This window comes from Exiguobacterium sp. SH1S21, from assembly GCF_004337175.1.
GTDB lineage: Bacteria > Bacillota > Bacilli > Exiguobacteriales > Exiguobacteriaceae > Exiguobacterium > Exiguobacterium aurantiacum_A.
The window spans coordinates 327,463-349,791 of record NZ_SJUY01000001.1 but is presented as its reverse complement, the minus strand read 5'-3'; the positions used below and the strand labels follow the sequence as shown (position 1 = coordinate 349,791).

Annotated in this window: 20 protein-coding genes; 17 read left to right on the top strand and 3 right to left on the bottom strand. The window is 52.1% G+C overall.

The window, feature by feature from the left end:
• Positions 1 to 23: 23 nt before the first annotated feature.
• Positions 24 to 644 (bottom strand): YesL family protein, encoded by a 621-nt coding sequence (locus tag EVJ24_RS01670; RefSeq protein ID WP_131439072.1) that lies wholly within the window; start codon positions 642 to 644, stop codon positions 24 to 26.
• Positions 645 to 671: 27 nt separating this feature from the next.
• A complete protein-coding gene (locus tag EVJ24_RS01665) occupies positions 672 to 1,796 on the bottom strand; it encodes a GntR family transcriptional regulator (protein WP_071398300.1) in 1,125 nt (374 codons plus the stop codon).
• Positions 1,797 to 2,163: 367 nt separating this feature from the next.
• Here EVJ24_RS01665 and EVJ24_RS01660 point away from each other — a divergent pair, with 367 nt between their 5' ends.
• From EVJ24_RS01660 to EVJ24_RS01580, 17 genes are all read left to right on the top strand, one after another.
• Positions 2,164 to 3,513, top strand: coding sequence for an ABC transporter substrate-binding protein (locus EVJ24_RS01660; protein WP_131439070.1), 1,350 nt, complete (start codon positions 2,164 to 2,166; stop codon positions 3,511 to 3,513).
• A 68-nt stretch (positions 3,514 to 3,581) separates the two neighbouring features.
• Positions 3,582 to 4,478 carry a carbohydrate ABC transporter permease gene (locus tag EVJ24_RS01655; protein ID WP_131439068.1) on the top strand — a complete coding sequence of 299 codons (897 nt, stop codon included), beginning with the start codon at positions 3,582 to 3,584 and terminating at the stop codon, positions 4,476 to 4,478.
• 72 nt (positions 4,479 to 4,550) lie between these two features.
• Positions 4,551 to 5,393 carry a carbohydrate ABC transporter permease gene (locus EVJ24_RS01650; RefSeq protein ID WP_084812969.1) on the top strand — a complete coding sequence of 281 codons (843 nt, stop codon included), beginning with the start codon at positions 4,551 to 4,553 and terminating at the stop codon, positions 5,391 to 5,393.
• A gap of 71 nt (positions 5,394 to 5,464) precedes the next feature.
• Positions 5,465 to 6,865: an arabinan endo-1,5-alpha-L-arabinosidase gene (locus EVJ24_RS01645; RefSeq protein ID WP_131439066.1), complete on the top strand. Its 1,401-nt coding sequence runs from the start codon at positions 5,465 to 5,467 to the stop codon at positions 6,863 to 6,865.
• Between the two features lie 16 nt (positions 6,866 to 6,881).
• Positions 6,882 to 8,192 (top strand): arabinan endo-1,5-alpha-L-arabinosidase, encoded by a 1,311-nt coding sequence (locus EVJ24_RS01640; RefSeq protein WP_131439064.1) that lies wholly within the window; start codon positions 6,882 to 6,884, stop codon positions 8,190 to 8,192.
• Between the two features lie 281 nt (positions 8,193 to 8,473).
• Positions 8,474 to 10,171, top strand: coding sequence for a ribulokinase (araB, locus tag EVJ24_RS01635; RefSeq protein ID WP_131439063.1), 1,698 nt, complete (start codon positions 8,474 to 8,476; stop codon positions 10,169 to 10,171).
• Entirely contained in the window at positions 10,165 to 10,863 is a 699-nt protein-coding gene (araD, locus tag EVJ24_RS01630) for an L-ribulose-5-phosphate 4-epimerase (RefSeq protein ID WP_071398291.1), read from the top strand. The genes araB and araD overlap by 7 nt, the downstream gene beginning before the upstream one ends.
• 33 nt (positions 10,864 to 10,896) lie before the next feature.
• Positions 10,897 to 12,384, top strand: coding sequence for an L-arabinose isomerase (araA, locus tag EVJ24_RS01625; RefSeq protein ID WP_131439062.1), 1,488 nt, complete (start codon positions 10,897 to 10,899; stop codon positions 12,382 to 12,384).
• Between the two features lie 68 nt (positions 12,385 to 12,452).
• Positions 12,453 to 13,952, top strand: coding sequence for an alpha-N-arabinofuranosidase (locus tag EVJ24_RS01620; protein ID WP_131439612.1), 1,500 nt, complete (start codon positions 12,453 to 12,455; stop codon positions 13,950 to 13,952).
• A 10-nt stretch (positions 13,953 to 13,962) separates the two neighbouring features.
• Positions 13,963 to 14,193 carry a DUF6171 family protein gene (locus EVJ24_RS01615; RefSeq protein WP_131439059.1) on the top strand — a complete coding sequence of 77 codons (231 nt, stop codon included), beginning with the start codon at positions 13,963 to 13,965 and terminating at the stop codon, positions 14,191 to 14,193.
• Between the two features lie 15 nt (positions 14,194 to 14,208).
• On the top strand, positions 14,209 to 15,198 hold the full coding sequence (locus EVJ24_RS01610) for an aldose epimerase family protein (RefSeq protein WP_131439057.1): 990 nt from the start codon (positions 14,209 to 14,211) through the stop codon (positions 15,196 to 15,198).
• Positions 15,195 to 16,364 (top strand): sn-glycerol-1-phosphate dehydrogenase, encoded by a 1,170-nt coding sequence (locus tag EVJ24_RS01605; RefSeq protein ID WP_131439055.1) that lies wholly within the window; start codon positions 15,195 to 15,197, stop codon positions 16,362 to 16,364. Before EVJ24_RS01610 ends, EVJ24_RS01605 begins: the two co-directional genes overlap by 4 nt.
• Positions 16,361 to 17,308, top strand: coding sequence for a glycoside hydrolase family 43 protein (locus tag EVJ24_RS01600; protein ID WP_131439053.1), 948 nt, complete (start codon positions 16,361 to 16,363; stop codon positions 17,306 to 17,308). The genes EVJ24_RS01605 and EVJ24_RS01600 overlap by 4 nt, the downstream gene beginning before the upstream one ends.
• Positions 17,305 to 18,249, top strand: coding sequence for a glycoside hydrolase family 43 protein (locus EVJ24_RS01595; RefSeq protein WP_071398286.1), 945 nt, complete (start codon positions 17,305 to 17,307; stop codon positions 18,247 to 18,249). The genes EVJ24_RS01600 and EVJ24_RS01595 overlap by 4 nt, the downstream gene beginning before the upstream one ends.
• Before the next feature lie 194 nt (positions 18,250 to 18,443).
• On the top strand, positions 18,444 to 19,481 hold the full coding sequence (locus EVJ24_RS01590; RefSeq protein WP_071398284.1) for an iron-siderophore ABC transporter substrate-binding protein: 1,038 nt from the start codon (positions 18,444 to 18,446) through the stop codon (positions 19,479 to 19,481).
• A 4-nt stretch (positions 19,482 to 19,485) separates the two neighbouring features.
• Positions 19,486 to 20,505, top strand: a complete 1,020-nt coding sequence (locus EVJ24_RS01585) for a FecCD family ABC transporter permease (protein ID WP_071398283.1) — start codon at positions 19,486 to 19,488, stop codon at positions 20,503 to 20,505.
• The gene (locus EVJ24_RS01580; protein WP_131439049.1) at positions 20,502 to 21,533 is read left to right on the top strand and encodes a FecCD family ABC transporter permease; all 1,032 of its coding nucleotides are present in this window, start codon (positions 20,502 to 20,504) and stop codon (positions 21,531 to 21,533) included. Before EVJ24_RS01585 ends, EVJ24_RS01580 begins: the two co-directional genes overlap by 4 nt.
• Before the next feature lie 45 nt (positions 21,534 to 21,578).
• Here the strand turns inward: EVJ24_RS01580 and EVJ24_RS01575 are convergent, their stop codons facing one another.
• Positions 21,579 to 22,328 carry an SDR family oxidoreductase gene (locus EVJ24_RS01575; protein WP_071398281.1) on the bottom strand — a complete coding sequence of 250 codons (750 nt, stop codon included), beginning with the start codon at positions 22,326 to 22,328 and terminating at the stop codon, positions 21,579 to 21,581.
• Position 22,329: the final 1 nt, after the last annotated feature.

The following is a 22,329-nucleotide window of genomic DNA, read 5'->3' as shown; positions in this document are numbered from 1 at the left end:
CGCAGATGAGGTCAGGGTTTGTTTCATGACGATTCGAGATCGGCATGTTGGCTCGTGATGGTGCGGTCTAACTGGTGAAGGTACAATTTCGTCGTCAAAAACACGATAAATGAAAAGCCGAACAACAAATAGAGTGGTGACCGGTACGCGAGCATGCCGAGTGCCGTGAATAACAGAAGCGCGAGCACGATGATATATCCGTATCGCATGATACTGAATAGCGCCAATTTCAAAGCGTCCATCGTCTTCATTTCGTAATGCGTCAAAATCGGAAACAGGAACAAGGAAAGAGCGATGAAGACAAAGCCGATCACGAACAGACCCGTAAAGAGCATCGTTTGCCACGCATCGATTTGACGAATGAGTAAAAAGTCGATCAACAAGATGAGCAGAAACAAGGTCCAGACGGCACCGAGCTTGTAATGGCGGCGCACTCCTTCGTTAAAAAAGCGGAAGTAGGCGCGGAACACGCTGTAATCTTGGTTGACCGCCCATTGCCGTGTGACAGCGTTCAAGGCGTATAAGGCTGGGAACAGTGTGATGAGAGGCAAAATGCTCAGTAAAAAGACCACGTTCAGTTGAACCAGGCTGGTGACAAATTCGAGCACTTGGAATAATTTGTTGTGTTCATGCTTTAAGTTCATGATGACCTCCAAGAAGTTAGGGGTGAATCAGCCTAATTTAGATTCGAGACGATTATAGGGTGCGGTCGAGTTTCGGACAATCAATTCAGGTTCATACGTATGTGACGGTGGTGTCTCTGTTTTCTCGACAGCCGCAATGATCCACTCGGCTGCGGCACGGCCCAGCTCTTGTTTAGGATGGACGATAGAAGTCAATTTCACTTCCGTCGCGACTGCGAGTACGGAATCATCATATCCGACGAGTGAGACATCTTGCGGGACAGAGAGACGCAGGCTTCTTAGTTGGTCCAGTACGTTGAGGGCGAGTTGGTCGTTGTAACAGACGATTGCACTAGGTCTCTCGTCCGCGTTTTGAAATACTTGATGAATCACGTCATAAAAAGAAGGCACAAGTTCTTCTGTCGTATACGTTATAATTAATTCTGGCTCTAAGGGAAGGTTGTATTCCCGGAACGCTCGAATGAAGCCACGCATTCGGTGGACTCCCTGGAGGTCGTCCGTTTTGAAAAGTCCCATGATGCGCTCGTGACCGAGTTTGATCAGGTGTTCAGCAGCCAAGAATCCGCCTTTTTCGTCATCCATGATCAAGTATGGAGGCGTTAGTTGCGAATAGTATTGGTTAATCATCAAATAAGGAGTATGCTGTTGTTCGAGTTCTAAATAATATTTGATATTCGGATTGTAGCTACTGCTCTTTGTCGGCTCGACAATCAGCCCGTCGATTTGACGATCTAACATCATTTCGAGACATTGCTTTTCTTTCTCGACATTGTTATCCGTACAAGACAGTGTCAACGTATATCCTTTCGAAGCCAAATGTGATTCAATCCCCCGGATAATAGACGGGAAGATATAATCGGACATATAGGTTGTGATGACCCCGATGTTTTTACCATTGCCCGAACGTTCGATCGTTTGGGGAGTAGAGGTCGGAAGGACAAGGGAGCAGTACGTGCCCGAGCCCTGTTCACGGTAAAGATAGCCTTCGTTCACTAATTCCCCAACAGCTTGTCGAATCGTGTGACGGCTCACTCCAAAGGATTGGACCAATTCATTTTCAGAAGGAATTTTTTCACCTGGTCGTACCGTTCCATCTTTTATCCATTCAAGAATATGATCTTTGACCATATTGTACTTTGTGCGTTGTGCCATCTGGCGTCCCTGCTTTCTTTCATGTACGTCAGGAAACTCATACGTACAAGATATAATCTTACTTACATACTAACAAACAAATGTACCATTTACTATGAATAAGCAAAAAAAGCATCTGAATTTTCTTTGAATATGTACGTACGAAATACAAAAATACATAAAAATCGAATTGACATGTCCGAACGTGTGTAATAGACTCAAATTGTACAGAAAACGCTTTCATTACTAACTATATCGGTTTGTTGGTGAGTAAATGTATAGTGTTGTGTGGGCTTCATTATACAGTTTGCTTTTTTATTTAACTCAACATGTACGTACATCTTTATCATGCTTTGCACATGAATATAAAGTGATGGAGGAATTCACAATGAATCGTAAATCGAAAAAAATGTTTGCGTTAACGATGTCAGCACTGATGACAACTTCTTTGGCGCTCGCCGGCTGTTCGGGAGATGAGGCAGGCGCTGATGGAAAAGTTGAACTGACATTTATGTTCCGTGGAAATCCAGAAGAGTTAAAAGCCTATCAAGCGACGGTGAAACGTTTTGAAGAAGCCAACAAAGACGTGAAGGTGACGATGGTCCAGACGGCCCCTGATCAGTACGATACAAAACTCAAGTCGGCCATCGCGGGTCGGAAGATTCCGGACGTCTTCTTCTATAATCCTGCCCAAGTGAAAGCATACGTAAACTCGGGTGTGCTACTCGATATCACAGAGGCGGTTGAAAATTCAGAAGACGTCAAGTTGGACGATATTTGGGAGAAGGGTGTCGACAAGTATCGCTTCGATGGTGAGACGCTTGGAGAAGGCGCAATTTACGGACTGCCGAAAGATTTAGGACCGTTCGCACTCGGCTACAACAAGACGATGTTCGAAGACGCGGGCATTGCGCTTCCGGATAAAGACAAACCGTACACATGGGATGAGTTCGTGGACGTTGCCAAACAGTTGACGAAAGATACGAACGGTGACGGAAAAATGGATCAATACGGCACTGGCTTCAACGTAAACTGGGCACTTCAGCCGTTCGTTTGGAGCAATGGGGCGGACTGGATCAACGAGGACGGCACGAAAGTGACGATCGATGATCCGAAATTCATCGAAGCGTTACAGTTCTTCGTCGACCAGCAGTTGAAACATGGTATCACACCGTCGATCGGGGAAACACAGACGCTCGACACGTACCAACGTTGGTTGAAAGGACAACTTGCCTTCTTCCCGGTCGGTCCTTGGGACATGGCGGCATTTAAAGAACAGCTGAAATTTGAGTATGATTTACTTCCGTGGCCAGCCGGTTCGACGGGTAAAGCATCAGGATGGGTCGGTTCGCTCGGAATCGGTGTCGGTTCAACGACGAAACATAAAGAAGAAGCAGCGGAACTAGCCATGTACTTGTCTGCCGACCAAGAAGGACAACAGGCGCTCGTAGATGCGCAAGTCCAATTGCCGAACAGTATGGAAATTGCAGACAACTGGGCGGCTGACACGTCGATCAAACCAGAAAACAAACAAGAGTTCCTTGATTTGATCAATGACTATGGCCGCGGCTTCCCAGCTGAGAAAACATACACGGCAGAATGGTATGACGAGTTCTTCAAAAACATCCAGCCTGTCCTCGACGGCAAAACGTCGGTTGAAGACTATGTGAAGACGGCGCAGCCGAAGATGCAGAAATTGCTCGATGCGGCGATCGAACAAGAGAAACAGGCGAACTGATCAGAGAGTCGAAACGGGGTGGCGATGTTCGCCACCCGCGTCTCTGACGTTGAAAGGATGGAAGAACAATGAAGACAAAATCGATTTCTAAGTTATATCGAACAGAGCAGCGATACGCCTATCTGTTCGTTGCGGCACCGGTCATTGGGTTTTTCCTCTTCGCGTTCGTCCCGTTGATGTACTCTGTTTACGGCGCCTTCACGAATTGGAACGGTCTCGGTCAAATGAAATTTATCGGGTTTGAGAACTTTGTTAACTTGTTCCAAGATGAATATTTTTATAAATCGATGTACAACACGCTCTTTATGATGATTGGGATCCCGATTGGAATCGCCCTCGCGCTCATGCTCGCTCTTGCGTTGAATCGAGGGATTTTTGGGACGAATACCTTCCGCGTGATTTACTACATTCCCGTCATTTCGTCGATTGCCGCCGTATCGATTTTATGGCAATGGGCGTACAACGGAGACTACGGATTGGTGAACCAATTTTTGGCTTTGATCGGCATCGATGGGCCGAACTGGCTCCAAAATACGGATACCGTCAAGCCGGCGCTTATCCTCATGGCAATTTGGAAAGGGCTCGGCTATACGATGCTCCTTTATTTGGCGGCGCTCCAAAGTGTTCCGAAATCATTTTATGAAGCGGCAAAACTGGATGGAGCTAACGCTTGGCAAAGCTTTTGGCACATCACGCTTCCGATGGTCAAACCGGTCACGTTCTTCATCATCGTGACGAACATCATCGGTGGAGCGCAAATTTTCACGGAAATCAACGTCATGACACCAACCGGGGGTCCGGAGTACTCGTCTGCCTCTGCGGTCTTCTATATTTGGCAAAAATCGTTCGGGAACTTCCAACTCGGTTACGCTTCGGCGATGGCGCTCGTCCTTGGGCTCTTCATTTTCATCGTCACGTTGCTCCAATTCCGGATGAATGAAAAATCATCGTTCGATCTTGATTGAGCGATTCGCGTATAGGAAAGGAGAATAACCATGCAATTAGCTCTCTCACGGAAAAAAGAGAACGTGGAAACGATGTCGGTGAAGAAGAAGGATCGGATCACGGATTTCTTCATTTTTATCTTCCTATCCATCGGAGCGGTCGTCATGATCGCGCCGCTGCTCTGGATGGTGTCGACGTCACTAAAATCAAAAGAAGATGTATTCGCGCTCCCGCCGGTATGGATCCCGACTGATATTTCGTTTAGTAAATACACGGAAATTTGGAGTATGGGTCCGCTGTTGTCAGGGATATCAAACAGTTTGATTGTCGCATTATCCGTCACGATTGTCGGGACGTTCACGTCAAGCTTGGCGGCGTTCGCCTTCGCGAAGTTGAACTTCAGAGGCAAGAATAAAATCTTCCTTCTCTTGTTCGCTTCTGTCATGATCCCATACCCGGTGCTCATGATTCCCCAGTTCATGATGTTCTCGAGCATCGGCTGGGTGGATACGCTGTTACCGTTAATTGTGCCTGGGTTATTCGGGAACATCTTTATGATTTTCTTCTTGCGCCAATTTTTGAACAGCATCCCGAACTCGATTATCGAAGCAGCGAAGATTGATGGGTGCTCGTACTTCCAAATCTTCTACAAGATTATTTTCCCGTTAATCAAGCCGGCCGTGGCCGCGCAGTTGATTCTTTGGTTCATGGCAATTTGGAACGACTATCTTGGGCCGATTCTCTATTTGAACTCGCCGGAGAAACAGACGCTTCAACTTGTCATCGCGAACTTTAACGCATCTTATGCAATTCAAAGTGATTATCCGTTAATCATGGCCGCGTCTGTCGTGGCATTACTCCCGATGTTGCTCGTCTTCATGATCTTCCAAAAACAGATCATCGAGTCGATTGCGATCTCTGGTGTGAAGGGCTGAGGTGTGACAGGACAGAGGCACCCGTCTTTTAAAAAGGCGGGTGCCTTTTTGATGGAGAAAGGGGATTTAACATGAGAAAAATGATGGTATGGCTAACACTACTCGCCGTAGCAATCGGAGGAATCTTTTTCTGGCGGACGACGAGTGCGTCAATCAATGATTTAGCACTCCCGAAAGCACCGTTTGAAAAGAAAGTGGACGATGTGACGCCGGAGGTGCTCAACAAAGAGCGTGAGTGGACGACGAACTTCACGCATGACGGGGCGATTTTGAAAGACGGAGACACCTATTACGTCTTTTCGACGGATTACATGGTAGGAAGTCCTCCGACGCCCGGCATTCAAATCCGCAAATCGACCGACCTGGTTCATTGGAAATTCGTCGGTCGTGTGTTTGATCAAGTGTCTGAGGAGGCGTTCGCTTGGGCCGGCGGGAACACATTTTGGGCCCCGGCGATCACGAAAATCGGAGATCGATTCCACTTATACTATTCTGTCTCAGGGGTCGGGAGTCGAACGTCGTATATCGGGCTAGCGACTGCGACAACGATTGAAGGACCTTGGGAAGATGAGGGCGCCGTCATCGCATCGAAAGAAGGTGACGGGGGTGTCGCCAATACAATCGATCCTCACGTGACGCAAGATGCGGAAGGCAAATGGTGGATGACGTATGGTTCGTACTTTGGCGGAATCTTTTTGACGGAGATTGACCCAGACACAGGAAAACGAGTGGATGAGTCGTCAGAAGGCACACTGCTCGCCAAGCGGAAAGACATGTCGATGGGTATCGAAGGGCCAGAAATTTTATATAACGGCGAGACGGGCTATTACTATTTGATGGTGTCGTATGGATGGTTGGAGGATACGTACAACGTCCGGATCGGTCGCTCGAAATCGATTGCGGGACCGTACGTCGATTCGGTTGGCCGGGACTTACGAGACGAATCGGATGAGTCGTTTGATACGGGCATGAAAATCGTTGGGCCGTATCGTTTCGAAGGAGATGACGGATACGTCGGGACCGGTCACTCCGCATTCTTACAAGATGGGACCGATACGTTCGTGCTGCATCAGGCGCGGCCGAGTGAAGATATCTACTGGTCACAGCTGCACGTCCGGAAAGTGTATTGGACGAAAGACGGTTGGCCGGTCGTCTCGCCCGAACGCTATGCGGGGGAGAGCGATATCGAGGTCGACGAAACGCACCTGGTCGGGGATTGGGACGTCATCACGTTCCCACGGTTTGACGACGGACAGCAAACCTCGAGTGTATTGACGTTGAAACGAGGCGGAACGCTCGAAGACGGGGACGGGTCGTGGGAATTGAATGATTCGGTCCTCGAGGTCCAAGTCGGACAGGAGACGTATGAGGCGCAAGTCGGAGCGGCTTGGGACTGGGAGACTTGGGAACCGACAATCATCTTCACTGGCCTGAGCGAGGATGGCACCGCCGTATGGGGCAAAAAACGATAAGAGGAGAAGAGGGACCATGCAAAAATTGAACAGTCCAAACCGAGAAGAACGCTATGTGTTGGAACGATTGACGAATGAAACGATGTGGGGCACGCACAACGCCCACGACCCGGCCTCGATCAAAGTCGGGGACTGGTATTACGTGTTCTCGACGGACGCTGCCCATGGGCATCAAATCAACGGCGGGATTCAAGTGCGTCGCTCGCGGGACTTGATCCACTGGGAATATGTCGGCTTGGCGCTTGAAGAGCTTCCGCACGAGGCTGTGGAATGGACCGGTGCGCCGGGACTTTGGGCGCCGGAAGTCGTATTCATGGGTGGCCGCTACGTCATGTATTATGCAGCTTCACAGTTCGGACAGACGCGTTCTTATATCGGTGTCGCCAGCGCGGAAACGATCGATGGACCGTGGCGGAATCACGGGCTCGTGGTGAAAAGTGAGGCCGGGACGTCGGGGCCGAATGCAATCGACCCGAATATCACGTTCGACGCGCATGGGGATCCGTGGCTCGTCTACGGTAGTTTTTTCGGTGGGCTGTACGTGTTCCCGGTCGACCCGGAGACGGGGAAGAAACGTCCGGGGAGTGAAGAGACGTTGATCGCGAAACGAGATCAACGTGTCGAAGGGGCGGTCGAGGGACCGTACATCGTCTATCGAGAGACAGATTGTCACTACTACTTGTTCGTCTCTTACGACTCCTTGTTCAAGGACTATCACATCCGTGTGGCCCGATCGACTTCGATCACCGGACCGTACGTCGATTTTGATGGGAACGTCATGACCGACCTCGAGATCGACCCGCAACAAGTTGGCATGAAGATTTTAGGCGGCTATCGGTTCGGGGATAATGAGGGCTGGGTCGGGCCTGGGCATAACTCCGTCTTACAAGACGGGGACGATGATTATCTCGTCCATCACGTCAGAGGTGAGCAAGATCCGCATTGGCACGAGCTGCATATCCGGAAAATCATCTGGACGAAGTCGGGCTGGCCGCTCGTATCTCCGGAACGATATGCCGGGGAAACGGAACGTCCTGTCGAGATGCAAGAACTCTTCGGAGAGTGGGAGTGGATTTACATGGACCGGACGTACCATGGCGTCCTACATTCGAGTAAGATTGAACTCCTGGCTGACGGGACGTTCGTGACGGAGCATGGCGAACGAGGACGGTTTGAAAAACTGGCGGATGCGAGCATCAAGCTCTACGGTCCCGAAGGAATCACTTGGTATGTGTTACCGGGCTGGGATTGGGAAAATTGGCGAGAGACGCTCGTATTTGCCGGATTGTCTGACCAAGGTCATGTCTTTATCGGCAAAAAGTTATAAATATCCGTACAACTTCTGTCGATTCATTTTAAGCGGCATGTCACAAATTGCTCAGAAACATTACAAAAATGTTCGAATGAAATGTTGAAAACAGTTGATTAATTTAAAATAGTTGATACAATCAAGGTGTAAGTTATACGTACAACTTGATTGTATCTTTTTGTTTTCTGTATGAATCAAGCGCGTTATTTGAATAGTTGTACGGATGAAAGGGAGAGGAGTGCCCACACACTTTATTTTTTTCATCCTTTATGTAAGCGTATTCTTTTGGAGGTAGGGTGATGAATATGACCAATTATACAATCGGTGTCGACTATGGGACGCAATCAGGACGCGCGGTCCTCGTCGACGTAGCGACAGGTCGAGAAGTGGCGACAGCGGTCAAACCGTACACACACGGCGTGATGGATGAATATTTACCGGACGGGGCGACCCGTCTCGAGCATGATTGGGCGCTCCAACATCCACAAGACTATTTAGAAGTACTGGAAATCACCATCCCGGCCGTCGTGAAAGAGGCAGGGATCACGCCGGAGCAAGTCATAGGGCTCGGCATCGACTTTACCGCATGCACGATCTTACCGATAGACGAACATTTGAATCCACTTTGTTTCCGTGAGGAACATCAACAGAATCCACACAGCTACGTGAAGCTTTGGAAGCACCACGCCGCTCAGGACGAGGCGGATGAGTTGAACCGCATCGCGGCCGAGCGGGACGAGGATTTCTTGAAACGATACGGCGGTAAAATCTCATCGGAATGGATGATCCCGAAAGTGTGGCAAATCTTGAACGAGGCCCCGGCGATTTATGAGGAAGCAGATCAGATTCTTGAAGCGACGGATTGGGTCGTCTCTCAGATGACGGGCCGTGTCGTTCGAAACAGTTGTACAGCTGGATATAAAGCCATGTGGCATAAACAAGACGGCTATCCGTCAAACGAGTTCTTCAAAGCGCTTGACCCTCGGTTGGAGAACGTCGTCGAAGAGAAACTATCGCGTGACATCGCGCCGATTGGAGCCAAAGCAGGCGAACTGACAGAAGCGTTTGCCGCGCGCATCGGACTCCTTCCGGGCACGGCCGTCGCGGTTGCGAACGTCGACGCCCACGTGGCGGTGCCGGCCGTCGGGATTGCAGAACCTGGCAAGATGTTGATGGTCATGGGCACATCGACGTGCCACATCCTGCTCGGTGAAGATGAACAAGTCGTCCCAGGCATGTGCGGCGTCGTCGAAGACGGTGTCATTCCAGGCTTGATGGGCTATGAAGCTGGTCAATCGTGTGTCGGGGACCATTTTGAATGGTTCACCGAGACATGTGTCCCAGGGCATTACGTGGAAGAGGCCGCCTTGAAAGGTATCGGTATCCATCAGCTGTTGACGGAGAAAGCAGCCCGTCAACGTGTCGGTGAGAGTGGACTCGTTGCTCTCGACTGGTGGAACGGAAACCGGTCAACGCTCGTCGATACGAATTTGACGGGTGTCCTTCTCGGAGCGACATTGCTCACGAAGCCGGAAGACATCTATCGGGCGTTAATCGAAGCGACAGCATACGGGACGCGGACGATCGTGGAAGCGTTCCGCAACAGCGGCGTCCCCGTGCATGAAGTATATGCCGCAGGTGGGATTGCCGAAAAGAACGCACTTATGATGCAAATTTATGCGGACGTCTTGAACATGGAGATCAAAATCTCAGCCTCTTCACAAACACCAGCTCTAGGCTCCGCCATGTTCGGAGCAGTAGCTGCCGGCGTGGAGCGGGGAGGTTATGCCACGATCAAAGAAGCTGCAGCGAAGATGGGCCGCGTCAAAGAAGAGACGTATAAGCCGATCTTGGAAAACGTCGCGACGTATGACGCTTTGTTCGCCGAATATACGAAACTATACGATTACTTCGGTCGCGGCGAGAATGACGTGATGAAACGTTTGAAAAAAATAAAAGCTGAAGCCTCACGTGTGAAGGAGGAGCCTGTATGGTAAGCCGTCGCTTGAAAGAAGAAGTGTTACAAGCGAACTTGGCTCTTCCGAAGCACGGTTTGGTCACGTTCACCTGGGGCAACGTCAGTGGCATCGACCGCAACGCCGGCTTGGTCGTCATCAAACCGAGCGGCGTTCCGTACGAACGATTGACCGTGGAGGATATGGTCGTCGTCGATCTCGAAGGTAACATCGTCGAAGGTGAACTGCGTCCCTCATCAGACACACCGACCCATCTCGCGCTCTACCGGTCTCTCCCTGAGATCGGTGGTGTCGTGCACACACATTCGCCATGGGCGACAAGTTGGGCACAGGCGAAGCGGGCCATCCCGGCGTTTGGAACGACACATGCCGATTATTTTTATGGCGAGATCCCATGCACCCGTGAATTGACAGACGAGGAAATCGAAACGGCGTATGAACTCGAGACGGGACATGTCATCTTGGAAACGCTTGATGAGTTAATGCTTGAAGCAGTCGCCGTACCCGGTGTGCTCGTGGCGAACCACGCACCGTTTTGCTGGGGCAAAGACGCGGATGAAGCCGTCCATAACGCGGTCGTCCTCGAAGAAGTCGCGAAGATGGGCCTTCATGCCTTGAATTTAAATCCAGGCCTGACACCGATTAAACAGAGCGTATTAGATAAACATTATTTGCGAAAACACGGGGCGAACGCATACTACGGCCAAAAATGACCGTCACTCGCCTTGATATTAGGGGGACTTTGAATGTTGACAGCGAAAACATACGAATTTTGGTTCGTGACAGGAAGCCAAATGCTTTACGGCGAAGACGTGCTCCGACAAGTTGAACAAAACTCAAAAGACATGGTGGTCGGTCTTGATGCGGACGACGCATTCAAGGATCGAGTCGTATTTAAAGGCGTCGTTAAAAATTCAGAAGAAATTCGTCAGATGATGTTAAAAGCGAACGCGGACGACTCGTGTGCGGGTGTCATCACTTGGATGCACACGTTCTCGCCATCGAAAATGTGGATCAGTGGCATGCGTGTCCTGCAAAAACCGTTGCTCCATTTCGGGACACAGTTCAATCGCGATATCCCGTGGGATGAAATCGATATGGATTTCATGAACTTGAACCAATCGGCACATGGCGACCGGGAGCACGGCTTTATCACGAGTCGCATGAACGTCAAACGCAAAGTGATCGTCGGCCATTGGCAAGATGAGGCGACACGCGGCAAGATGGCGAATTGGATGAAAGTCGCGCATGCGTTGGCGGAGAGTAAGGTGTTAAAAGTGGCGCGTTTTGGTGACAACATGCGTAACGTCGCTGTGACAGAAGGCGATAAAGTCGAAGCGCAGATTCGCCTCGGCTGGACGGTGGACGGGTATGGGGTCGGCGATCTCGTCACATATATGGACGCCGTGACAGACGCTGACCTCGATGCGTTAATGAATGAATACGCGTCTCGCTATGAGCTCGCGAATAAAGGGATGGCTGAAGATGAATTCCTCGCATCCGTCCGTTATCAAGGTCGCATCGAGCTTGGGATGAAAGCCTTCCTCGAGGCAGGCGGCTATAGCGCCTTCACGACGACGTTTGAAGACTTGCATGGCATGAAGCAGTTGCCAGGTCTTGCCGTCCAACGCTTGATGGAACAAGGGTATGGCTTTGCTGGAGAAGGCGACTGGAAAACGGCGGCGTTGGTCCGTCTCATGAAAATTATGGCGAACAACGAGCGGACGTCGTTCATGGAAGATTATACGTACCACTTTGAACCGGGTAACGAAATGGTGCTCGGTGCCCACATGCTTGAGATTTGTCCGACGATTGCTGTCGATAAACCAAGAATCGAAGTCCATCCGCTCGGGATCGGTGACCGGGAAGCACCGGCACGTATCGTCTTTGAAGGACAGAGCGGCAAGGCGTTGAATGCGAGTATCATCGATCTCGGACATCGCTTCCGTCTTCTCGTCAATACAGTTGAAGGTATCCAGCCGGAAGAAGCGATGCCGAACTTACCGGTCGCCCGCGTTCTTTGGAAAACAGAGCCTTCGATGGCGCAAGCGGTCGAAAACTGGATTCAAGCCGGCGGCGCGCACCATACATGTTACTCCTATGAAGTGACGACCGATCAATTGCGTGATTTTGCGGAACTGCTCGACGTTGAAATCGCAGTCATCGACGCCAAGACCGAGACGGTCCAGTTCAACAACGAGCTACGGTGGAACGAACTTTACTATCGACCATAATCTAAAGGGCCACTTTGATGGCCCTTCTTCATGGAGGAGAGACAATGAACAACCAACTCATTAAACCGATGCACAAGGCGACAGGAACGACGCAGATCATCGTCAATGCCGACTTATCGAAAGGGAAAATCAGCAAGCACATTTATGGGCACTTTGCTGAACATTTAGGTCGTTGTATTTATGAAGGCCTCTGGGTCGGTCCTGACTCCCCGATTCCAAACACCGACGGCATTCGAAATGACGTGCTCGCTGCCCTGAAAAAATTGAATATTCCCGTTCTCCGCTGGCCGGGTGGCTGTTTTGCCGACGAGTACCACTGGAAGGACGGAGTCGGTCCAAACGAGAATCGTAAACGGATGGTCAATACGCACTGGGGCGGGGTCGTCGAAAACAATCATTTCGGCACCCATGAATTCATGCGCCTCTGTGAACTACTCGAGTGTGAGCCATACATCTGCGGGAATGTCGGAAGTGGGACGGTCCAAGAAATGTCGGAATGGGTGGAATACATGACGTTCGGCGGCGAGTCACCGATGTCGAACTGGCGTCAAGAGAACGGTCGGACTGAGCCGTGGGAACTCACCTACTTCGGTGTCGGGAATGAAAACTGGGGCTGCGGCGGAAACATGCGCCCGGAATACTATGCGGATCTGTATCGCCGCTACCAGACGTACGTCCGCAACTATGACGGCAACAAACTCTATAAAATTGCTGGCGGAGCGAATATCGATGACTATAAATGGACAGAGGTCCTCATGCGGGAAGCAGGGACGATGATGGATGGACTCAGTCTCCATTACTACACGATCCCCGGCGACTTCTGGTTGGGCAAAGGATCAGCCCTCGATTTCACGGAGGACGAATGGTTCATCACATTGAAGCGCGCTCTCCATATGGATGAGTTGATCACGAAGCACGGCCAAATCATGGACCAGTATGACCCGGAGAAACGCGTCGGGTTGATTGTAGACGAGTGGGGCACTTGGTTCGATGTCGAGCCAGGGACGAACCCAGGTTTCTTGTATCAACAAAACTCGATTCGGGATGCACTCGTGGCTGCAATCCATTTCAACATCTTCCATAACCATAACGACCGCGTCCATATGGCGAACATCGCCCAAATGATCAACGTGTTGCAGGCGATGATTTTGACAGAAGGAGACCAGTTCATCCTCACGCCGACGTATCATGTGTTCGAGATGTACAGTGTCCACCAAGACGCAGAGCGCGTCGAACTCGCCGCGCATACACGTAACTATGTGGCCAAAGATGAAGCCATCCCGGCGGTGAACGCCACTGCTTCGCGAAATGCGGACGGGGTGCTCCATATCAGCCTGTGCCAACTCGACCATGAGCAAGGCGATACGGTCGAAATCGATTTACGGGGCATCGGCGCCATCTCTGACGTGTCGGCCCGAATCTTGACGGCGGACCACTTGAACGCCCATAACACGTTCGAACAGCCGGATTTCGTCTCACCACGCAATCATGACGTGACTGTCACGGAAGACGGGAAGCTCGTTTTCGACGTCCCGGCGATGAGCGTCATCACGATCGCGGTCCGCTGAGATGACAGTGGTGGAGACGCGACGATGCCGGACATGTCTTCCTCAGGAAACGGATACGGACTGGCTGTTAACCATCGATGCGGAAGTCATGGACCAAGTCCCAGATGCCGAATATGAGGCACGACTCACGCATTGTGCGGCTTGTCCGTTCCGCCAACAAGACACTTGTTTAAAATGTGGGTGCTACGTCTCATATCGGGCCAGACTCGCGACGAAGCACTGCCCATTGAACGTTTGGTAAAAAGGAGTAGATGTCATGAAGCAGCAAACAGAGTCAACAATCGTACTCGAAAATGACTCGTGTCGCTTGAACATATTGACTTACGGTGCGACGTTGCAAGAATTCTCGATTCAAGACGAGGGTTGGAAAAACATCATCTTGTCATACGACACGGTCGAGGAATACATGAAGGACACGTATTATTTAGGAGCGACAATCGGTCGAGTTGCCGGACGGATCGACAACAGCACGTTCGACTTTGACGGCACGACCTATCGCTTACCCGCGAATGATGGAATGCATCATCTGCACGGCGGGGATGGTTTACACCGTCGCGTCTGGACGGTCGAACAGAGGACGTCCGACCGTGTGACGCTTCATTGCGTCAGTCCGGACGGAGCGAACGGGTATGGTGGCACGCTCGATGTCCGCGCCACGTTCGAACTGGTCGACCGTGGTGTCACCATCATGTACGAAGCGACATCAGACGAAGACACGGTGTGCGACTTGACGAACCATACGTATTTCAACTTGAGTGGGGGCGAGCGTGATATTTTGAACCACGAAATCACGTTATCGGCTAGCGCATTCGCTGAACTGCGAGACGATTTGATTCCGACGGGACGCTTGCTTGAAGTGGACGGTACACCGTTCGACTTCCGGACAGATCGCGCCTTGTCCGATGGTGTCGCTTCGACACATCCGCAAAATGAATTGGTCAACGGCTACGATCATCCGTTTATTTTCACTGATCGACGTGAAGCGAGATTGTATGACCGAGAGTCACAGCGTGAGTTGACGTTGTCGACGACCGCCCCTGCCATCGTCCTCTATTCGGGGAATCAGATGAACGAGACGACTTCATTGCGTGAAGGGATGTCGAGACGTTACTACGGCGTCTGTCTTGAACCGCAAAACCTCCCTGATGCGGTGCACCATGAGACGTTCCCGTCGATTCGTTTGAAGGCGGGAGACACGTACCGCTGGCAAACGACGTACCGTGTCGAGACAGGAGTCAGCCGATGAACCTCGAACAGATTAACGAACACGTACAAGCTTGTGATTGCGGGAATCCCCATCACGCGATCACGATTGAACGGATGGTCGCGTCAGATTACGTCTGGGACGAATTGGCCGCATTTGTACAAGAAAAAGGATGGACAAGTGTCCTTGTTGTCGCCGACGCCAATACCGAGCGCGTCGGGTTTCTCCCGCTACGAGAAGCCTTGATGAAAATCGGAGTCGATGTGTCGCTCGTTTCGCTCCAAGCGGACGAGCAAGGTGACGTCTTGGCGAATGAACGCTCGGTCGTTCAAGTGTTGCTTGCCCAAGAGGCAACCGTAGACGCGCTCATTACGCTAGGAGCAGGTACGATTCACGATGTCACCCGCTTCTGTGCGGCCAAAACGAAAGTGCCATTCATCTCGGTGCCGACCGCACCATCAGTGGATGGTTTTACGTCAAAAGGGGCGCCGCTCATTGTAAGAGGCAAAAAAATCACGTACCAACTCGTTTCTCCGATTGCGGTATTCGTCCCGAACCAGGTGATTCGGAAGGCACCCGATGCATTGATTGCAGCAGGGGTCGGCGATATGCTTGGGAAGTACACGTCCTTGTTGGACTGGCGGTTTGGAGCGTTTGACGGTGGTGAACCGTTTTGTCCGGTCGCCGCATCGCTGACAGAACAGGCGTTACAATCGTGTGTGGACACCTTGCCTGCCATCTATGAACGAGACGCGGACGGGTTGGAGCAACTGATGGAGTCCCTACTGTTGTCGGGGATCGCCATGTTGATTTTTGGGCATTCACATCCAGCTTCCGGCGGTGAACATCACTTGTCCCATTATTGGGAGATGGACTTTATCGCCAACCATCGTCCGGCGGTCCTTCATGGAACGAAAGTCGCCATCGCCACGATGGAGCTCATCGATACGTATAAAACGACGATGCTCGACTGGCCCAACACACCGGACTCGTTACGGACGTGGGCCGAACAGATGCCGACACGGGAAGAGCTCGAACACATCTTCCGCGCGTTACAGGCGCCGCTTCGACCCGAAGAGATCGGGGTCTCCTCACTTCTGTTAGCGAGCAGTCGGAGAGAGGCATACCGCTTGAGAGAACGACATACGTTATTGAAACATATGAGCTTGAACCGAACACAATCTGAGGTAGGGGAGCGTTCTTTATGAGAGAGACGATCACGAATCCGTTAGTTGAACAACGGGCGGACCCATGGATCACACGCCATACAGATGGCTATTATTATTTCACGGCCTCATTGCCTGACTTCACTGGCATTCCGCTCCGTCGAGCGAAAACGCTCGCAGGCTTGACAGAGGCGGAAGAACGAGTCGTTTGGAACAAGCATGAGACAGGAATCATGAGCGCTAATATTTGGGCTCCGGAACTACATCACATCCATGGGAAATGGTACCTTTATTTCGCGGCCGCGCGGGAAGATGACATTTTCGATCATCGGATGTACGTGCTCGAGAATAGCTCATCGAATCCGTTAGAAGGCGAATGGGTCGAGAAAGGGCAAGTCCGGACATGGTGCGAGTCGTTTTCCCTTGATGCGACGACGTTCGAGCACGAGGGACGTCTCTATTATGTATGGGCGCAAAAAGACCCGGCAATCGACGGCAACTCGAACCTTTACATCTCGGAGATGGAGAACCCGTGGACGCTCACGGGTCCACAGACGATGATTGCGACTCCGGAGTATGACTGGGAGAAGGTCGGGTTCCTTGTGAACGAAGGACCCGCCGTGTTGAAGCGGAATGGTCACATTTACATCACGTTCTCTGCGAGTGCGACGGACCACAACTACTGCATGGGTCTACTGCGCGCCGAGGAGACGAGTACTCTATTGGACGCGGCGAGTTGGACGAAACATCCCGAACCGGTCTTCGGAACCGATGAAACGGCAAGCCAGTACGGACCGGGTCACAACAGTTTTACGACGCTAGATGACGGGACGGACATCCTCGTCTATCACGCCCGCAACTACAAAGAGATTGAAGGGGACCCGCTATGGGACCCGAACCGACATACGCGTGTCCAACCGTTCATGTGGGATGAAGTCGGCCCAGTGTTCGGCCGACCGATTCGTGACGAGGAGGCTGTACGATGAAGCAAGTAGAAGATCGACATTTGATTTTAGAACAACGGGCCGACCCGTGGGTGTATTTGCATACCGATGGCTATTACTACTTCACGGCGTCAGTGCCTGAATATGACTTGATTGAGCTACGTCGGGCTAAATCACTTCAAGCGCTTAAGACGGCCGAGCCGGTGACCGCATGGGTGAAGCATGAGACGGGCCCGATGAGCGACTTAATTTGGGCGCCTGAGCTACATCACATTCACGGTAAATGGTATATATACTTTGCTGCCGCGAAGTCACGTGACATCGTCAATGGTTTGTTCGACCACCGCATGTTCGTGTTAGAGAACGAATCGGCGAACCCGCTTGACGGGGAATGGGTCGAAAAAGGTCAAGTCCAGACCGAATGGGATTCGTTCGCCCTTGATGCGACCGTATTTGAACATAAAGACGTACATTATCTTGTGTGGGCGCAAAAAGATCCCGCCATCGACGGGAACTCAAATTTATATATCGCCGAACTGGAAAATCCATGGACCATCAAATTACCGCAAGTCATGCTGACGAAGCCGGAGTATGATTGGGAGACTCGTGGTTTCCTCGTCAATGAGGGAGCAGCAGTATTGAAGCGGAACGGCCACATCTTTATCACGTACTCTGCGAGTGCGACCGATGAGAATTACTGTTTGGGCATGTTGTGTGCATCAAGCGAATCTGATGTGTTGAACCCGGCGTCATGGTCGAAAGCGTTTCGGCCGGTGTTCCAAACGAATGAAGCAGTCAATCAATTCGGGCCCGGACACAATAGCTTCACGGTGAACGAGAACGGTGAAGACGTCATCGTTTACCATGCACGGACGTATACAGAGATCGAAGGTGATCCACTGTACGATCCGAATCGTCATGCGCGGGCCCAAGTGTTTATATGGAATGAGGAAGGCCGCCCCGAGTTTGGGAAACCGCTCTAAAAGAACGATTTTGACTTGAGCCTGCCTTCTCTGTAGATGGAGAAGAGCAGGTTTTTTAGTTTCTTCAATGGAACAACTTATGAATTCCTTAAACTTCACGTTGACAACGTCAAGCCGTTCATCCTATACTCATAAATGATAATGATTATCAATGTCGTTATAAAGGCATTGTCATAGGAAAAGGGGATTCGAACATGAAAAGTTACAAGAAATTGCTACATATGTTCATCATCATGTCTGCTTTCGTGCTCGTGCTCGCAGGATGCGGCTCGAACAATGAAGATGCGGCCACGACAGATGAGTCTGCCGAAACGGCAGAAGGCTATCCGATCACGATTAAACATGCGTTAGGCGAGACGGTCATCGACAAGAAACCGGAACGCGTCGCAACAATTGCTTGGTCGAACCAAGACGTCGCCCTTGCGCTTGACGTCGTCCCAGTCGGTTTCTCGGCTGCGAACTACGGTGTCCAAGACGGCAGCGGCATGTTGCCATGGACGGCTGAGAAGCTAAAAGACCTTGGGGAAGAAAACCCGAACATTTACCAAGACACAGACGGTCTCGACTTCGAAGCGATCGCTGACTCACAGCCGGACGTCATCTTGGCTGCCTACTCAGGCATCACACAAGAAGACTACGACACGTTGAGCGAGATCGCACCGGTCGTCGCTTACCAAGAAACGCCTTGGGTGTCATCATGGCAGGACACAGTCCTCTACGACTCGATCGCCATGGGCATGGAAGCAGAAGGCAAACAGTTGATCGAAGACACAGAGAAACTCATCGCTGATAAAGCTGCTGAAGTACCAGGCATGGCTGGCAAGAAAGCGGCCTTCATCGCGCTCAGCCCGGATGACCTTTCAAAATTCTATATTTACACGACAGGTGACCCACGTGGCGCCTTCATCGAAGAGCTCGGCATGGAATACCCAAAAAACATCACAGATCAAATTAAAGATGAGAACAGCTTCTACCTCGAACTCAGCTCAGAGAACGCTGACATCTTGAACGATGTCGACATCTTCGTCGCTTACGGCAACGAAGAGACGTTGAAAGCACTTCAAGCTGACCCGCTCTATAGCAAAGTACCGGCTATCGAGCGCGGATCGGTCGTCATGATCGAAGACAACACGCCACTCGCGGCTGCCGGGACACCGTCACCGCTCTCGATCGAATACACGATCGACGACTACTTGAAGCTCGTCTCAGAAGCACTCGGGAAAGTCGAGTAATCATATGAATACGCTGAAGAAGTTGCAAACGCCGAGACATTTCCCGCTCCTGCTCGTAGGGTCGATCGTCCTGCTCGTCGTCTGTATGCTCGCTTCACTTGCTTTCGGCTCACGGACAGTCGGATGGGATGAACTGCTTGACGGTTTATTCCGTCCGGCTGTTCAGTCGTATGAAGCGGACATTATCCGGCAACGGGTCGTGCGGACGCTGTTCAGTCTCATGTGCGGCGCTGCGCTCGGTGTGTCGGGTGCTTTGATGCAGTCGGTGACACGTAATCCGATCGCTGACCCGAGCATTCTCGGGGTCAACACGGGCGCGGCGCTGTTCGTCGTCGTCGGGATCGCCTTTTTCAACATCTCGACGGCGGGCGACTACATCTGGTTCGCCCTCGTCGGTGCACTCTTGACGGCCGCGTTCGTGTTCGGCATCGGCTCGCTCGGACGAGGCGGTTCGACCCCGCTCAAGCTCGTCTTGGCCGGGGCGGCGACAAGTGCGGCGTTGTCCTCGCTCGTCATGGCAATCATGATCCCGCGCTCGAACGTCATGGACCAGTTCCGGTTCTGGCAAGTCGGCAGCGTCGGGGCGGGGACGATGGACTCGATCGTAACGTTCCTCCCGTTCTTTATCGCCGGCATCTTTATCGCCATCTTCGCGGCCCCGTCACTCAACATCATGGCGCTCGGCGAAGAAATGGCGACGGGACTCGGGGTCCGGATCGGTTCGTTAAAAATCATCGCTTCGTTCGCCGGCGTCATCTTGTGTGGCGCAGCGACGGCATTGGCCGGTCCGATCGGCTTTATCGGTCTGTTGGCCCCGCACTTGATCCGTCTCGTGCTCGGCCCGGATGAACGGTATATCATTCCGATGTCAGCCTTATCGGGCGCCATCCTGTTGACGTTCGCCGACGTGGTCGGGCGTTTGCTTGGCAGTCCGGGCGAACTTGAAGTCGGGATCGTCACCGCGTTCGTCGGGGCGCCGATCTTGATCGCCTTGACGATGAAAGTGAAGGTGCGTGGCCTATGATGAAACAGTCAGTTCAACCTATCATTCACAATAGTCGCAAGCGCCGGCAACGTACGGTGTTCGTGACGCTCGTGCTATTCGTGCTCGCGCTCGCCTTGAGCGCATTGATGCTCATGCTCGGCAATACGATCTATCCGGTCGCGGATGTCGTCCGTGTCTTGTTCGGGGAACAAGTACCGGGTGCCTCGTTCGCCGTCGGCACGATCCGTCTGCCACGCATGCTCGCCGGCGTCTTCTCAGGACTCGCGTTCGGTATCGCCGGGACAGTGTTCCAGACGATGCTCAGAAACCCGCTCGCCAACCCGAACGTCATCGGCATCACGACAGGATCGAGTGCGGCCGCCGTGTTCGGCATCGTCGTCTTACAGGCGAGCAATACGTTCGTCTCGGTGATCTCGGTCATCGGGGGACTCGCGACGGTCATCGTGCTCTACGTCTTATCAAAAGGCGCCGCTTTCTCGATCGGACGTCTCGTCTTGGTCGGGATCGGCATCCAAGCGATGCTGACCGCGGTCATCAACTACTTATTGCTCATCAGTCGCCAAAACGATGTCGGGACAGCGATGCGTTGGTTGAGCGGCAGTTTGAACGGGGTCAAGATGGAGACGTTGCCGCCGCTCATGCTCGCGGTCGCCCTCTGTCTCCCGGTCATCCTCCGCCTCAGCCGGCAGCTGCAGATTTTAGAGCTCGGGGAGATGACGGCGACGTCGCTCGGCATCAAGACGAACCAGACCCGGATCCTCTTGATCATCGCCTCGGTGCTCATGCTCGCACTGGCGACAGCGACGACCGGACCGATCGCTTTCATCGCTTTCCTTGCCGGACCGATCGCGAAACGGCTCGTCGGGGATGGACGCTCGACGATCATTCCGGCCGGACTCGTCGGCGTCATTCTCGTGCTCGCCGCCGACTTGATCGGACAGTTCGCTTTCACAGTCCGCTATCCGGTCGGTGTCATCACCGGCATGGTCGGTGCACCGTATTTGATTTACCTCTTGATCCGAATGAACCGGAGAGGGGAGTTATAACGAGAGAAGAGCCACATCCCGCGTCGGATGTGGCTCTTCTTGCTGTTAGTAGGCAGTCCATCCGCCGTCGATGGCGACGACTTGGCCGTTGACGAAGCTTGACTCGTCCGAGCCAAGGAAGAGGGCGAGCTGGGCGATTTCTTCCGGTTGCCCGATGCGCGGATTGATGGCCATCCCGAGTTGTTGGCGATTAAATCCGGCCTGACTCATGTTCGTCATCGTCGAGCCGATATTCGTCGCGACCGCACCAGGGGCGATCCCGTTGCAGCGGATGTTTTGATCGGCATACATGAACGCCGTGTTCTTCGTCAATCCGACGACGGCATGCTTCGACGCCGTATAGGCCGCACCGGCACGGGCCCCATACAAACCGCCGGCCGAGATGTTGTTGACGATGACACCGTGCCCTTGTTTCGTGAACAAATCGACAGCAATCCGCATCGCTTTCATGACTGACACCGTGTTGACGGCAAAGATTTTCTCCCAGCGTTCATTCGAGATTTCACCGACGGGCTCCATTCCGTCCATGATGCCGGCGTTGTTGACGAGGATGTCAACGCGTCCGAACGTCTTCACCGTCTCATCGAACAAGTTGTGTAGTGCTTTTTCTGACGTCACGTCTGTCTGGATCGCGAGTGCTTCCCCTGAGATGTTCTCGACAACTTGCTGCGCTCCATCGATGTTCATATCTGAGACAACGACTTTGGCGCCTTCTTTCGCATACAACTCCGCAATCGCTTTCCCCATGCCTGATGCTGCTCCTGTGACGATTGCCACTTTGCCTGCTAACCGCATA

Coding starts and splice junctions, on each gene's coding strand:
- EVJ24_RS01665 (WP_071398300.1), bottom strand. CDS start 1,796: ATGGCACAACGCACAAAGTACAATATGGTCAAAGATCATATTCTTGAA.
- EVJ24_RS01605 (WP_131439055.1), top strand. CDS start 15,195: ATGAACCTCGAACAGATTAACGAACACGTACAAGCTTGTGATTGCGGG.
- EVJ24_RS01600 (WP_131439053.1), top strand. CDS start 16,361: ATGAGAGAGACGATCACGAATCCGTTAGTTGAACAACGGGCGGACCCA.
- EVJ24_RS01660 (WP_131439070.1), top strand. CDS start 2,164: ATGAATCGTAAATCGAAAAAAATGTTTGCGTTAACGATGTCAGCACTG.
- EVJ24_RS01585 (WP_071398283.1), top strand. CDS start 19,486: ATGAATACGCTGAAGAAGTTGCAAACGCCGAGACATTTCCCGCTCCTG.
- EVJ24_RS01645 (WP_131439066.1), top strand. CDS start 5,465: ATGAGAAAAATGATGGTATGGCTAACACTACTCGCCGTAGCAATCGGA.
- EVJ24_RS01640 (WP_131439064.1), top strand. CDS start 6,882: ATGCAAAAATTGAACAGTCCAAACCGAGAAGAACGCTATGTGTTGGAA.
- EVJ24_RS01670 (WP_131439072.1), bottom strand. CDS start 644: ATGAACTTAAAGCATGAACACAACAAATTATTCCAAGTGCTCGAATTT.
- EVJ24_RS01655 (WP_131439068.1), top strand. CDS start 3,582: ATGAAGACAAAATCGATTTCTAAGTTATATCGAACAGAGCAGCGATAC.
- EVJ24_RS01575 (WP_071398281.1), bottom strand. CDS start 22,328: ATGCGGTTAGCAGGCAAAGTGGCAATCGTCACAGGAGCAGCATCAGGC.
- araA (WP_131439062.1), top strand. CDS start 10,897: ATGTTGACAGCGAAAACATACGAATTTTGGTTCGTGACAGGAAGCCAA.
- EVJ24_RS01620 (WP_131439612.1), top strand. CDS start 12,453: ATGCACAAGGCGACAGGAACGACGCAGATCATCGTCAATGCCGACTTA.
- araD (WP_071398291.1), top strand. CDS start 10,165: ATGGTAAGCCGTCGCTTGAAAGAAGAAGTGTTACAAGCGAACTTGGCT.
- EVJ24_RS01650 (WP_084812969.1), top strand. CDS start 4,551: ATGTCGGTGAAGAAGAAGGATCGGATCACGGATTTCTTCATTTTTATC.
- araB (WP_131439063.1), top strand. CDS start 8,474: ATGAATATGACCAATTATACAATCGGTGTCGACTATGGGACGCAATCA.
- EVJ24_RS01590 (WP_071398284.1), top strand. CDS start 18,444: ATGAAAAGTTACAAGAAATTGCTACATATGTTCATCATCATGTCTGCT.
- EVJ24_RS01610 (WP_131439057.1), top strand. CDS start 14,209: ATGAAGCAGCAAACAGAGTCAACAATCGTACTCGAAAATGACTCGTGT.
- EVJ24_RS01595 (WP_071398286.1), top strand. CDS start 17,305: ATGAAGCAAGTAGAAGATCGACATTTGATTTTAGAACAACGGGCCGAC.
- EVJ24_RS01580 (WP_131439049.1), top strand. CDS start 20,502: ATGATGAAACAGTCAGTTCAACCTATCATTCACAATAGTCGCAAGCGC.